Annotated in this window: 10 protein-coding genes and 1 pseudogene; 9 read left to right on the forward strand and 2 right to left on the reverse strand. The window is 60.9% G+C overall.

Annotated features, from left to right (window positions below; genetic code table 11):
- Window positions 1–58: 58 nt before the first annotated feature.
- The 3 genes from EAH76_RS09015 (at window position 59) to EAH76_RS09025 (ending at window position 3,556) form a co-directional block, all read left to right on the forward strand.
- Window positions 59–1,210 carry a glycosyltransferase family 4 protein gene (locus tag EAH76_RS09015; protein WP_140849902.1) on the forward strand — a complete coding sequence of 384 codons (1,152 nt, stop codon included), beginning with the start codon at window positions 59–61 and terminating at the stop codon, window positions 1,208–1,210.
- Window positions 1,207–2,217, forward strand: coding sequence for a glycosyltransferase family 2 protein (locus EAH76_RS09020; RefSeq protein ID WP_140849903.1), 1,011 nt, complete (start codon window positions 1,207–1,209; stop codon window positions 2,215–2,217). Before EAH76_RS09015 ends, EAH76_RS09020 begins: the two co-directional genes overlap by 4 nt.
- A gap of 112 nt (window positions 2,218–2,329) precedes the next feature.
- Window positions 2,330–3,556, forward strand: coding sequence for an acyltransferase family protein (locus EAH76_RS09025; protein WP_140849904.1), 1,227 nt, complete (start codon window positions 2,330–2,332; stop codon window positions 3,554–3,556).
- Here the strand turns inward: EAH76_RS09025 and EAH76_RS09030 are convergent.
- The gene (locus EAH76_RS09030; protein ID WP_140849905.1) at window positions 3,539–4,912 is read right to left on the reverse strand and encodes an O-antigen ligase family protein; all 1,374 of its coding nucleotides are present in this window, start codon (window positions 4,910–4,912) and stop codon (window positions 3,539–3,541) included. The genes EAH76_RS09025 and EAH76_RS09030 overlap by 18 nt on opposite strands.
- Before the next feature lie 5 nt (window positions 4,913–4,917).
- A complete protein-coding gene (locus tag EAH76_RS09035; RefSeq protein ID WP_140849906.1) occupies window positions 4,918–6,168 on the reverse strand; it encodes a glycosyltransferase family 4 protein in 1,251 nt (416 codons plus the stop codon).
- A 157-nt stretch (window positions 6,169–6,325) separates the two neighbouring features.
- Between EAH76_RS09035 and EAH76_RS09040 the strand changes: the two genes are divergently transcribed.
- From EAH76_RS09040 to EAH76_RS09060, 6 genes and pseudogenes are all read left to right on the forward strand, one after another.
- A complete protein-coding gene (locus EAH76_RS09040; protein WP_140849907.1) occupies window positions 6,326–7,867 on the forward strand; it encodes a lipopolysaccharide biosynthesis protein in 1,542 nt (513 codons plus the stop codon).
- Window positions 7,867–8,202, forward strand: a pseudogene (locus EAH76_RS24835) (glycosyltransferase family 2 protein); the annotation flags it as partial. The gene EAH76_RS09040 and the pseudogene EAH76_RS24835, both read left to right, overlap by 1 nt.
- A 204-nt stretch (window positions 8,203–8,406) precedes the next feature.
- Entirely contained in the window at window positions 8,407–10,095 is a 1,689-nt protein-coding gene (locus tag EAH76_RS09045; RefSeq protein WP_241659609.1) for a glycosyltransferase, read from the forward strand.
- A gap of 82 nt (window positions 10,096–10,177) precedes the next feature.
- Window positions 10,178–11,602, forward strand: a complete 1,425-nt coding sequence (locus tag EAH76_RS09050; RefSeq protein WP_140849909.1) for an alkaline phosphatase family protein — start codon at window positions 10,178–10,180, stop codon at window positions 11,600–11,602.
- Between the two features lie 500 nt (window positions 11,603–12,102).
- Window positions 12,103–13,329: a family 16 glycosylhydrolase gene (locus tag EAH76_RS09055; protein ID WP_161989001.1), complete on the forward strand. Its 1,227-nt coding sequence runs from the start codon at window positions 12,103–12,105 to the stop codon at window positions 13,327–13,329.
- Window positions 13,330–13,470: 141 nt separating this feature from the next.
- The gene (locus EAH76_RS09060) at window positions 13,471–14,328 is read left to right on the forward strand and encodes a glycosyltransferase family 32 protein (protein WP_140849911.1); all 858 of its coding nucleotides are present in this window, start codon (window positions 13,471–13,473) and stop codon (window positions 14,326–14,328) included.
- Window positions 14,329–14,335 lie beyond the last annotated feature (7 nt).

The following is a 14,335-nucleotide window of genomic DNA, read 5'->3' on the forward strand; positions in this document are numbered from 1 at the left end:
GACCGATAAGTTCGTGCTCGATATTGGGCCCGCACGGCCCTAGCGTAGCGCCCTATAAATGAGCGGCGAAACCGGCATGGATCGGACCGTTGGGTATCTCGTTCACGACCTGAACGATGCGGCCGTCGAACGACGCGTCGGCTTGTTCGTCGAAGGCGGCGCGCGGGTGCGCATAGGCGGATTTCGACGCCGGGCGCTGCCTGATACCGTCGGAGCCGCAGACTGTGTGATCGATCTGGGCGTGACCCGCGACATGCGCCTCGTGCAGCGGATCGGGGCGATCATGGCGAACCTCGCCAAGCCAGCTGACGCGCGCCGCGTCGTGGTCGGCGCCGATGTCATCGTAGCGCGCAATCTGGAGATGCTGGCGATCGCTGTACGGATCCGCAAACCTGAGCAAAGGCTTGTCTATGAATGCCTCGACCTTCACCGGCTCTTGCTGTCGGACGGCACCGCCGGGAAGCTGCTGCGTAAGATAGAGCGCAGGTTGCTCGCCGACGTCGCGATGATCGTGACCAGTTCACCTGCCTATATCGAGAAATATTTCCATTCTGTTCAAGGGTATCGCAAGCCCATTCTATTAGTCGAGAATAAGGTGCCCCGCGACGCGTCCAAGGCACTTCCCGCGGTACGACCGGCGCACGGCCATCCCTGGCAGATCGGCTGGTTCGGGATCATTCGATGCCGGAAGAGCCTGATGATACTGGCGAGCTTTGCAGCGGCGTCCGCTGGGCGCGTGGAAGTGCTGATCGCCGGTCGTCCGAACCTGACCGAGATCCCCGATTTCGACGCGATCGTTGCGGCGTCGCCGGGGTTGCGCTTCACCGGCCCCTACCGACTCGAGCAATTGCCTTCGTTATACGCGTCGGTCGATTTTGCCTGGGCCGTGGACTTTTACGAAGAAGGACTGAACTCGAAATGGCTGCTACCGAACCGACTGTATGAAAGCCTGGCGGCGGGCGTTCCCCCCCTCGCGCTCTGCGCTGTCGAGGTCGGACGCTGGCTCGACCGGACACGTGTCGGGCGCACCTTCAATGACTTGGAAGCAGAAGTTATGCCGTTCCTGATGGGGCTGGAACCGACCGCGTACGCCTCTATGCGCGAAGCGGTCGCGGCGTTGCCGGCCGAAAAGACGCGCTTCGTCCAAGGCGAATCGTTGCGGATCGTCTCGACCCTTCTCGGCACGACCGGCATGGAGAACGGCGCATGAAGCCCGATCTGAGCGACGTGCTGGTCGTCATCCCCTGCCTCAACGAAGAAGCTCATCTTCCTCGGTTGCTCGGCCAGTTGCTTGACGACGTCGGCTCCGCAACAATCGTCGTCGCCGACGGCGGCAGCACCGATCGAAGCCGCGCGATCGTGGCTGCGGTTGCAGTCGAACACCCCAACGTCATCCTGCTTGAAAATCCCGCCCGGGCGCAGGGCCCCGGCATCAACTTGGCAGTCAAACGATACGGCGCCGAGCGGCAATGGCTCGCGCGCATAGATGCGCATGCCGACTATCCGCAGGCTTATGTCTCGACATTGGTATCGCGCGCTACTGCGCTTGGCGTATCCTCAGTCGTTGTCTCGATGGAAACGCGCGGGATCGGATGCTTTCAACGCGCCGTCGCGGCCGCGCAGAATTCGGTGCTGGGAACCGGCGGGTCGGCGCATCGTCACGGCGGCGAAGGGCGCTTTGTCGATCATGGCCATCACGCCTTGATGCGGATCGATGCATTTCGGGAAGCCGGGGGATATTGCGAAAGCTTTACACACAATGAGGACGCCGAACTCGATCATCGGATCGGCTTGAACGGCGGCAAGATCTGGCTCGAACCATCGCTGTCGATCATCTATTATCCGCGTGGCGATCCGGCTTCGTTGTTCCGGCAGTATCGAAAATACGGCCAGGGACGCGCGCGAAATCAGCAGCGCCATAAGATGCCGATCAAGCCACGTCAGCTCGCGCCGCTGGTCGTCGTGCCGGCCATCCTCCTGTTGCTGCTGATCCCAGTCTGGGTAGGCTTTGCCCTGCCCTTTGTCGGCTGGGCTGGGGCGTCGATCGCGTTTGGTCTGTATCTTGGCATCCGCGCGCGCAGCGGTTGCGTCGTATGGGGGGGAATTGCGGCGATGATCATGCATAGCGCATGGGCGTTCGGATATCTGCATCAGCGCCTGTTCGGCCGCCCCCCCGGCGCCTCGCCGACCGCCTGGCCGGCCATGGAGCATCCCTAAACCCGCCGTTTTCTTAGGGCGCGTGTCTATCCGCAAAACTATCGGATAGGGCATCCGCCACCATTGCCGAAGATACTGCATCAAGCCCGAGCAAACGATCATAGGATCAATTATGTCGATCGCATCAACCCGGCCGGAATCAAAAATAACGGCTTGGTTCCGAGCGCTGCATCGCGTCGTGATCCACGGCTCGTATCGCCCCGAAGTCGACGGGGTGCGGTTCCTCGCAATCGCCTTCGTGATTGTCGGCCACCTGATGGAGCATGTCGTCCATGAAGTCGGCCGCGCGCGCGCTCTTACTGCATCGGAAGATCTGCTTGCCCGTCTCCTGCCAGCGGCCCAGACCGGCGTGCTGCTTTTCTTTGCTATCAGCGGCTATATTCTCGCCGCACAGTTCAAGCGGCGCTGGCTCCGCAAAGAGCGGCTCGCTTATGGAGCGTATTTTCACCGAAGGTTGGTGCGGATCGCCCCTCCCTATCTGGTCGTCCTGGTCCTCGGCAATATCGCCATTCTCATTGCACCGAGCCTTTCAAAGGCCAGCGGCGGCGATTTCTTTCCCCATCTCGTTGCCAGCGTGCTGTACGTCCACGGCATCGTGTTCGGCGAGTTGCCGCGTGGCTTCCCCCCAGGCTGGTCGCTTGAGATAGAGGTGCAGTTTTATCTGATCGCGCCCTTCTTGTTCTTCTCATATTTCCGATTTCGGCCCCGCGGCCGAGAGATCATCGCCGGCGTGATAACCACGATCCTCTTCGCTTGCTGGATGGTCGCCGGCCAATATGTCTTCGGCGAAGTCGGACGCTATTATTTTGCTTTTCCGAAATTCCTGGGTTTCTTCTGGATCGGGCTATGGCTGGCGGATCTCTATCCGGACGCCGTCACCGACCGTCCCGCCGCCTTCGATGTGATCGATGTCCTAGGGCTGCTCGGCTTGACGCTGCTGGGCGCGCTCGGAACGCTCACTCACTTCATTTCGAGCTGGAATGTCGTCGCGGCGGTCGAAGTTGCCAGGATGCTGGCCGTCCTGCTCGTCTTCTTTGCAGCAATCAGGGGCCAGTTCTTCCGCAGACTGTTCTCGATCCGCCCCATCGCGTTCCTCGGCAGCGCCTGCTACTCCTTCTATCTCGTACACCTCCAGATCGTCCAAATCATGACAACCGTGCTGGTCAAGGTCATCGGCGCACATTCCGTCGGCGGACTCTATTGTCTCCTCCTGCTGCTCGAGACGCCGATTATCGTGCTTGCAGGTTTGATATTCTATGGGCTGGTCGAACGCCCGTTCCAGCTTGGCGATCCGCTGTCGATATTCCGTCGAACCACGCCTCTAGAGTCGTCGCGGTGAATTCGGATAGGAGCGCTGACCCGCTCGGACCTTCGGGACGATCAGATTGTCCTTGATTTCTGTTGACATAGCACCGCGCGACATACGAGCGGGCGCGCTCAGAAAGAAGAGCATGATGATCGTGTCGGGCTGCCAGAGCCCGAGATCAACGCTCTCGGTGAAAATCCGTGAAACATAGTAAGCGGTAATCGCCACGCCTAACGCGTCGACCGGGTTGCCGTGCAGCACGGTCCGTATCAATTGCTTCACGATCAGCGTACCGATCGTCGTGACGACCACGACCATTCCAACGATTCCGCCGGCGACGAGGATCTCTCGACCGGTGTTGTGGAAATTGATGCCCGACCGGCCTGGAATGTTATAAAGCTGCCAAAGCCCTTCGGCGGCTGGATTACCGTGAGTCCAGAAGGCGTCGTAGCCGATACCGAGGAGCGGATGGTCGGCGATGATCTTGTCCGCGGTCGCCCAAAAATAGAGCCGCCCACTCAGCGCCGGCGTTTTGTGGAACGTCTGGAGAATAAGCCCGGTAACGCTTTCTTTGATCGCTTCGCCAAACAATACGTACAGCAAGACAATGCTGACGGCCGCAAAAAGAATAAGAAAGCGGATGCTTCCCGACGCGCGACCGGAGAGCAATGCGACGAAAAACGTAAGCGTTGCGAGTCCGAGTGCGATAATGGAACCGCTGGCACGGGCGATTACGACCGCGTAGGCGCTTATCAGAAAGATCCCGAAAAAGACTGCGAGGGCCATCGTGCGCATCGCAAGCGGGCGCTTCCCATCCCAGACCCAGCTAAGCAGGCAGAGCGATGTGATCGCCGTCAACGCCGAGGTGTGGCCGAACACGTTCTTGCCGCCGCCTAATCCCGCAAAGGCGGTCAGCCCCTCGGCTTCCCAATAAACGCGCCCCCCGAATATCAGCGAGAAGAGCGTAAAGGTGGCATAGGCCGCCCAGACGCCGGTGGCCGCCGAGCGGCGATCCGGCGCGGCGGCGATGGCGATCGCTAGAACGAACGTGGCAACCAAAGCCGCGTCGGAATACAAGGTCTTGAAGGGGAAGATTGACCAGGTCGAAGAGACGAAATAAAAGAGCGGCAGGGCAAACAGGATGGCGTTTCGGCGCAGGGCCGCTATGCTCGCATCAGGTTTCGCGATGATCCACAATGTCGCTATCAGGATGAAGGCGACGATACATAGGCGACTGCCGACTGACGCAAACAGCAGCGCCCCTTCGCACGACCATATCAACAAAAACGACTGCCACGCCGGAGAAAGCGCAGGGCCTGCTGACGACTGGGGTAATCTGACCGAGGGGAAATCGTCTGACGCTTGTATCATAAAGTTTGTCGAACCCATCAAGATCAATCCACGTCGTCGCGATCGATCATCTCGCCGCGGATGATCGCAACGTATCGATCGAGGCTACAATGCTGCACCACCCAGTCACGATTGCGCTGGCCCCATGCGGCGCGGGTTTCCAGGTCGGTGTCGGCCAGGAGTTGCACGGCCTCCGCCATGCGATGCGCATCGCCGGGGGGCACGCGCAGCCGGGGATCGATCTGGCCAAGATACTCCGCGATTCCGGTCGTCTCGGTTGCGATCACCGGACGACCGCACGCCATCGCTTCGACCGCACCCGTCACCCCGGCCGCATAGGTCACGCCGTTCAGCGGAACGACCACCGCTTCAGCACTGCCGTAATAATTGCGCAATTCGGCAAAGCTCACCCGCGGCATGGCGACGACATTGCTCGGACCGTCCTTGTGACGCTCCGCCCCGGCAACGCCGGTCCCGAAGAAACCATGGCCGAATATGCGCATGACATGCTGCGGCGTCTCCGCAAACGCGCGGCGAAGCCCGGCATAGTCACGATTCTCGGCGCCGCACGCGACAAAACCGACATCCGGGATCTTGTCGACAAGCGCCGGATCGAAAAAGCGATCGTCGACCCAATTGTGCAACGCGCGAACGCGCGTGGCTGGAAATCCGGCCAGAGTGACCAGGCTGGCAGCTTGCGCCTGCGACACAGTGATGACCCGATGGAAGGCACCGGCACCGATCCGCTTGAATATCCGTGCGCGACGCGGGGTTATATAATGTGCGAGGCAAACAAGCCGACCGCGCCAGCCGCGCAAGCGAAGCAGCAGCGCAAGCGGCATGCCGACATCTTCCCCCGTCACATAGATAGCATCGTACCGGTGCGCGACGCAGGCGGCATGTACCGCAGATCCAAGATTCGGCCGCTTTGCAAAAAGGCGACAAAACCAGCCTCCGTGCTTAGCCGCACCCGACGTGTAAGACAGGCAATCGCCACCGGTCGCCCGTGCGATCTCGATAAACTCGATGCGGGGCTCGTCGCGACCCGCCGTCCCTGCCAAATACGCACTAAAGTCGCCGTTCCCGACGACAACAGCGCACCTCACCTGTTTGCCTGCTATCATTGCCTGAGCTTTGCTCGCCGGACTTTCGATCGATAACCGCGGATCACGGGTGAGCCTCGCATTCTTGAGGGCAATGCATCTGCGGCCTGCTCGACCGATGCTGCCTTGCAGCGGTAATGCAGGGCAAGCTGCATTGCAACGCAAGCGACCTGAGCCGGCGCGAAAGGGCATTGGGAGGGGTCAGGTACCGGCATGGGACATCCGTCCTTAGTGCAGAACAATAACTAATCTATTGCGGCGCAGAAAAAATCGTCAGAGATCGCGCGAATGATGCTACCCGCTGAATCAGTAGAAATGCAGGCCGTGGCGTAAACGTCGAGGAGTAACGATGCCGACCGATGCCGCTGCCGATACCGAAGTTCCGGCAAACCCCGAAGATTCACCGACCAGCCCAGAGGGCTTTTCACACCGCGCCATGGGTGGCGCGTTGATGCTCGGATCCGCTCAGGGCGTGAAATTCCTGTGCCAACTGGCATCGACCGTTATCTTGTCAAGATTGCTAGCACCAACCGATTTCGGCTTGTTTGCGATGTTGATGCCGCTCGTCTGGTTCGTGATGATGATCCAGGATTTCGGCCTTTCTAACGCGGTGATCACCGTTCGCAACGTGACCCGGGCACACGAAACCACGCTTTTCCTGATTAACGTTGGCTTGTCGGTCGTGCTCGCCCTAGCGTTGGCCGTGGCGTCGCCGCTGATCAGCGATTTCTACAATGCGCCGGCAGTAGTGCCGCTGGCGATCGCGCTGGCGGGGACGATCGTTCTTTCCGGGCTTGCAACCTTGCAGTTCGCGATTCTCGCCCGCGATTTACGCTTTGGCGCGATGATGGTTGCGGAGATCGGGGGAGCGGTCGGCGGTCTTGCGGCTTCAATCGCGATCGCAGTGATTTATCCCAGCCCGTGGGCGCTCGTTGCTTCTGTGATCGGTAATATGGCGATCGGGCTGGTGTGCGGTTGGGTCGCAACTGGGTGGCGGCCGGTACGCCCGGCTCGACTTTCGGAGGTGCGCCACCTCCTCGCCTTCGGGGGTGGCATTGCCGGCGCCAACATCGCAAACTTCATCGCGCGCAATGCCGACAATATCCTGATCGGCCGATATCTTGGCGCCCAACAGCTCGGCTTCTACGACCGGGCATACAAGCTGCTGCTGTTCCCGCTTATGCAGATCGTCAGCCCGCTGTCGCGGACGGTGGTGCCGATTCTATCGCAACTCGCCGATGACGCGCCGCGCTATCGTTCGGCATATCGCCGCGCTGCCAACCAAATCATGCTGGTCGCGATTCCGGGGATGGTGGTGCTAGTGGTCATGGCCGACCAACTGATCCCGCTGGCGATGGGGAAGCAGTGGGTCAACGTCGTGCCGATCTTCCGCTGGCTGGGACTGGCTGGGATCTACATGCCGCTCACGCAGACGTTACCGTGGCTGCTCGTCAGCCAGCAGCGCACACGCGACCTTTCGACCGTGACGACGTTGCACACCATCGTCTGCGTCGCGGCCTTTATTGCCGGGCTGCAATTCGGGGTGACTGGGGTTGCGGCATCGTTCGCACTGGTTGATCTGTTTGTCGGGCTACCGCTGATGATCTGGTATGTCGGTCGATCGGGGCCCGTGTCGACCTGGGATCTCGCGAGCCTGGCGAGTTCGCATGCCGTCGCCGCCTGCGTCGCGGCGGGCGCGTTGATGCTCTTCCGTCACCTAACCGCACTCGACGCGATCCCGGCACTGATCCTGGGGGGCATTATCGGCTATGCCATCTCGTGGCTGGTCATCGCATTGATGCCGGGCGGTCGCGAGACGATCGGTCAGCTCGTCATGCTGGTCCGGCGTGCGGCAGGTTTGCGGTTTCGCCGACGCGCGACGGCCGCGTGATGCGACAGCCCCATGCGGCGCCGCGTGTGTCCGTCGTCATCGCCAATTACAATGGCGCGCGTGATCTTGCTGCGGCGGTTCAGTCCGCTGCGCGACAAACGGTATCTGACCTCGAGATCCTGATCGCCGACGACTTGTCGAGCGACGCGAGCCCGGCAATAGCGCAAGAGCTCGCCGCGGCGGATCCGCGCATCCGCTTCCTCACCGCCGAGCGTAACACCGGGCCCGCCGGCGCGCGAAACCGCGCGATCGCGGTTGCACGCGGCGACTGGATCGCCGTCCTTGATAGCGACGATCTGATGCACCCGTCGCGGCTTGAAAAGCTGATCGCGGCGGCCGAGCATCGTGGAGCGGATATCGTTGCGGACGATCTGCTCGTATTCGACGATCAAGTCGGCGGCGCGATCGGGCGTTTCCTCGAACGGCCCGAAAGCGACGGCCCCTTCGCCCTGACGCCCGAGCGATATTTCGCGCAGACCGTCATGTATGGGCGCAAGCCCAATCTCGGTTTCCTAAAGCCCGTCTTTCGCCGCGCAGCGTTGGCCGCGGCGGGCATAAGCTACGACGAACGCCTGCGGATCGCCGAGGATGACGATATCGTGATCAGAGCGCTGGCGGCGGGTCTGCGCTATTGGATCGTTCCGTCGCTGACCTATTTCTATCGCAAACATTCGCGGTCGATTTCGCACCGGACATCGATCGCCGACCTGAACGCAATGGTCGTCGCTTCGAATCGGATCGCAGGGTTGTTCCCCAATGCCGATCGCGCGACGGCAAATGCAATCTCGCACCGAGTCGCCGCGACGCGCGACGCGCTGGCTTTCCAACACTTCCTTGACGCTGCGAAGGCACGCCGCGTTCCCGCCGCACTTGGCGCGCTGGCCAAACGCCCGTCTGCGGCCCGTCTGCTGCGGCTGCCGCTCGCGGCACGCCTGCGCCGACGCAAGCGAGATCATGCGGTGCCTGATCGGACCGATGGCCGACACGTGCTCTTCGTAAGTCGTCAGCGGATCGTCGGGCGGACCAACGGCAGTTCGACCTATCTTCTCGATATCGCTGCAGCGGTGCGCGCTGCTGGGCTGACGCCGCATCTGTTGCAGCCCGCACCATCGGTGACTGGACGACGGCCGGTGCTGCGGCTGAGCCCCGATCTTGCCGTGTTCGAGACGCACGAGGTGCGCGGCGTATGGAAATATGGTTCGGTGATCGTGTCGCGCGACTTGCGCGTATGGAGCGACGCGTTGCGCGGTATTGCAGCGCGTCTCGTGAAACGGCTGGGGGTTCGCCTGGACCTGGCCGACACGCCATATCCCCACACGATCACAGTGCCCTGGACCGACGCCGACCGGTTGTTCGTCGCACGCCACGGCCGCAGATACGCCGATGCCATCCTTGCCGACTATGTCTTTCAAGCCGAGGCGATCCCGTTATTACTACGCCCGGATGCTCCGAACGCGATCGTCATGCACGATCTGTATGCCGAACGTGCCGGAAGCTTCGGCGACGACGCTTCGCGTGATTCGGTCGCGATGCTGGATGCCGATCAGGAAGTCGCATTGATGCGTCAGGCAGCAGCCATCATCGCAATTCAAGAGCAGGAGGCCGAATGGGTGCGCCGCCACGTTTCCGGCGTCCAGGTCTTCACAGCGCCGATGGCCGCGTATCCGGTTCCGGCCGCCCAGCCTGGAAACGACCGCGACGTCTTATTCGTCGGTAGCAACACATCGCCCAACGTAATAGCGATCGAGTGGCTCCTGTCGGGCGTGTGGAATCGCGTTCGCGCGGCGATTCCTAACGTGCGATTGGTCATCGCGGGCTCGGTATCCGCGGCGTTCCCAGAGACGCAGGGGGACTGGCGCGGCCAAGGCATCGAATTCTGCGGCATGGTGCCTGATCTCGCACCGCTCTACCGCGACGCAGGGGTCGTTATCTCGCCCCTCACGGTCGGTTCGGGCCTAAAGATCAAGCTGATCGACGCGCTGGCGCAAGGCAAGGCGATCGTCGCCACATCGGTTACTCTACAAGGCGTCGAGCGCCAGGCCGGACCCGCGGTGATACGGGTCGACGATGATGCTGGCTTTGCCGACGCCATCGTCGCGCTCTTGCGCGATCCGGCAGAACGTGCCCGTCGAGCCGAGCAAGCCCTCACGGTCGCACGGTCCGCCTTCTCGGCGGAAACGTGTTACGGCCCCCTCATTTCTTGGCTTAGCCCAAAGCGGGACGAATGAACGGGTTACTTCGGTAATAAACTCATGGTATTCACATGGTGCTGTCGACACCGGCGCGCATCAAAATCTTTGGGAAGATTGAATGACAAAAGATGTCATTGTCTTGGAATTCAACGAGCTGACGCCGTCGCTTGTCGATAGATTCATCAAGATGGGCAAGCTGCCCAATTTCGCGAGGCTGAGGCAGGAGTCGCTCGTTGCCGTAACCGACGCCGAGGAGGCGCCACCGGCGCTAGAGCCCTGGATTCAGTGGGTTACGGTCCATACCGGCCTGTCGTACGCAGAACACAAGGTCTTCGACCTGGGTGATGGTCCGAAACTTTCTGAACCGCGTATCTGGGACATGGTATCCGACGCGGGTGAAAAGGCGTGGATCTGCGGCAGTATGAACGCGGCGGTACAAGGTGATCGGTTCAACGGGTTGGTGCTTCCGGACCCGTGGGCCACCGACGTCAAGTCGCAGCCGGCTGGGCTCTTTGAGCCCTATCTCGACTTGGTGCGAACCTATGTGCAGGAATACACTACCAGCCGCCCGAACGTCAGCAAGGCGACGATGATCCGTTTCGCCCGCTTCATGGCGACGAACGGCCTGTCAACCCGGACGATATTCCAGGCGATGCGCCAATTGGTCGGCGAGTTGAGTCAGCCGATCCAGTGGCGGCGTGCGACGATCCTGGATCGTCTGCAATGGGACATCTTCCGAAAATTTTACCGGAGCGAGCGTCCGGTGCTCTCGACGTTCTTCCTCAACAGCACCGCCCATTTCCAGCACTATTTCTGGCGCAACCTTGATCCGGATGCCTTCGCAGTCACGTCCGATTCCGAGACGCAGCAAAAATATGCCGACGCCATCCCGTACGGGTATGAGAAGATGGACGAGATCATTGGCGAAGCCTTGGCGCTTGCAGGGCCGCAAACCTCGATCGTCCTGTGCACCGCGCTCAGCCAGCAACCGATGCTCGATCACGAGGACATCGGCGGCAAGCAGATCTTCAAGATGCACGACGCCGCCGCGTTCTTTGCCTTTGCGGGCGTGCCCGAAGGTTACACCTATGCGCCGGTTATGGCGGAGCAATTCCATCTGATCTTCGATTCCGAAGCGGCAGCAGGTGAGGCGGCCGAGCGGCTTCGTGGCGTCAAGCTGCGCGACGGTACGCAGGTCATGATGGCGCGGAACGAGGGTGATCGGGTCTTTGCCGGTTGCGATCTCGTCGCGCATCCCGTCGCTGGCGCGACGATCTTATCGACCGCGTCGAATGAGTCGCCGGCATTCAACGCAATGTTCTACCCGGTCGAGGCTGTGCGCAGCGGGATGCATCATCCAGATGGCATGTTGTGGATCCGCACGCCCGAACACGTCCATGCCAAGATCGATCGCCGCGTATCCCTGCGCGAAGTTGCTCCGACGCTGTTGGCGCTGACCGACATCGCGCCCCGTCACGCGTTCGCCTGTCCGGCGATGCCGGAACTCGAATGGGCTAAGTCTGTCGAACGCAAGGCGGCCTGATCAGAAACGAGCGATAGGATGACCGCCGCCGGCCACAGTGCTCGTCTTGCCCGAGCAGGCTGCGGGCGACACCCGGCCGTGCGATGCCACAGGTCATACTCAAGCCTGCTCGGTCGTCCGGCCGTAGCCGAATGATAAGGTTCGGCAACGATTATCAGACCTGGGCCCGGGTCGCGCTCGCACTGCTCGCGGGAGCAGCGCTGACCGCGGCGGTAGTGTTGTATCGCGCAGAGCGAAGCGGCCCGGTAACGTCGCGGTTCAACGCGGTCGGGGTCGAGCTCCCTTATTCCAAATCGGTCGACAGTTGGATCGTCAACAGTCCAGCGAAGGAAACCCAGCACGGCACGTCGCTGAAGGACCAGTTTCACGGCGTCGGCGGTGACGTGCTGATTGGTGGCCAAGGAGACGATACCTACACCTTGTGGGATACCGGCAACCTCGTCGTCGAGAGTCCCGGCGAAGGCGTCGACACAGTCGAAAGCTATGGCAATGGCGCAACCGTGCTCGCCGACAACGTAGAAAATCTGACGCTGAAAGGCGACCGGTCGAACTATGCGGGGGGCAACGCCCTCGATAACATCATCACCGCCGGCGATACCGGCGCAACGCTCGACGGCGGTGGCGGCAATGACGTCCTTGTCGGTGGTCGGGGCCCCGACATCTTCCAAATTCGCGCGGGCAATGGAAGCGATGCGATCATCGACTTTACGCAGGGCACCGACAAAGTCCGGCTTGGTGGCTACACGATCGACAGCTTCGACAAGGTCCGCGCCACGATGCGACAGGTCGGCGCGGACACCGTAATCAGGCTCGACAAGACCGAGAAGCTCATCTTGCGCGGCGTTTCTGCAAAAACGCTTACAGCCGGGGACTTTCAGCTACCGATCGACATGTCGAAGCTCAGATTGTCGTTCACCGACGAATTTTCGACGCTTCGCTTGAGGGCCCAGGGCGGCATCTGGATCCCCAATCTGGCGGAAGGCGGCATGACCGACCATGGTCATGTCGACGAACAGCAAGTTTATGTCGACGCCGGTTATGCCGGGAGTGCGACCAACCCGCTCGGCATCAATCCGTTTGCGGTCAGCCCCGACGGCGTCCTTTCCATCATTGCAGCCCCGATCGAAAAGGCCAACGCCGCGGCGCTTGGGCGCGCCGCTTACAGTTCGGGCCTGCTGAGCAGCAAGACCGGTTTCTCACAACAATATGGCTATTTCGAAATTCGAGCCGCATTGCCGAAAGGCCAGGGATTCCTACCCGAATTCTGGCTGATGCCCGCTACGGGCGGATGGCCACCCGAGATCGACGTCATGGAGTCACTCGGCCGCGATCCAGGCATGGTTTACATGACGATGCACGACATCGGCGGCGTCCGGAAGGGTTCCGCCGCGTATTTCGATCATACTGAACGGATGCACACCTATGGCCTGAATTGGACCAAGGAAAAGCTGACTTGGTACGTCGATGAAATGGAAGTGGCGCAGCAACCCGCACCGGCCACTTTCCGCCAGGAATTCTACGTCAATATCAACTTGGCGATCGGCAACCCCTGGGCGGGCAAGGTCGATTCAAGCACGGGTATCGGGGCGTTCAAGATCGACTATTTGCGGGTCTATGCGAATGCCGAGACGGTCAGTCGGAGCGTACATGGCGTAAAGACGCCCCTTACCGGTGCGTCAGCACAGCGACTGAGCGTCGTCAGCGCAAGCCGAAGCGATGCGCGCTGAGTCGCTGCCCCCTCTACGCTTAGCCTGTTCACGAAGCGGGGGAAATGCGTCGATCCTAGTGGTCGGGCGCCCTTGTCCTGATACCGACCTGCTCTATCCCCAGCCAATCGCGGCGAACGACCATTATTTCAGGAGCTCACGATGCCTTCCTCGCCGATGTCCGATATCCCAATCGTGCCGAAAGGCGAGACAATCCCGCGGATCATCCACCAGGCGTTTCCCACGAAAAACCTCCCGGCCCCGATGCGCGCCCTGATCGATGAGCTGTGCGCCAACAATCCGACTTGGGAGCATCGCCTCTACGACCATGACGATATCCGCGAATTCATCCGACGCGAATACGGCCCGAAAATGCTGAAGGCATTCCTGCGGATCGATGAGCGCTATGGCGCCGCTCGGATCGATTTCTGGCGCTATCTCCTGATTTACAAGGTCGGCGGCGTGTACATCGACATCAAGAGCACTTTTAGCAAACCGCTCGATGAAGTGCTGCACACGGATGACGAATATATCCTGAGCAGTTGGGATCAGTCTGCAGGTGCAGAATTCTCCGGCTATGGCATCCATCCCAAACTCGCTCATCGCGAAACCGGCGAGTTTCAGCAATGGCATGTTATCGCGGTAAAGGGGCACCCTTTCCTTCGCGCGGTAGCCGAACGCGTGCTTGAAAGCATCGAGCATTACAATCCCTGGCGAGACGGAGCAGGAAAGGTGGCAGTGCTCAACGTGACCGGGCCGGTTCCATACACGCTGGCGATCGAACCGCTGCTAGCGCACTATCCGCACCGCTTGGTCGCCGACGAAACACATCTGTCATTGGTCTATAACGCGTTGGGCGGGGTGACTTACCAACAGTATCTGCCGCCGCATTATTCTTTGCAAAAAATGCCGCTGATCGACCAAGGCCCGGTCGGCCAAGCCGCTTATGCATCCTATCTCATGGCGAAGCGGGGATATCTCACGGTGAGAGATTTCGGACGCCGCATCATCAAGCGATAAGCACAGG

Origin of the sequence: Sphingomonas glacialis (assembly GCF_006439055.1) — a bacterium.
Taxonomy (GTDB): Bacteria; Pseudomonadota; Alphaproteobacteria; order Sphingomonadales; family Sphingomonadaceae; genus Sphingomonas; species Sphingomonas glacialis_A.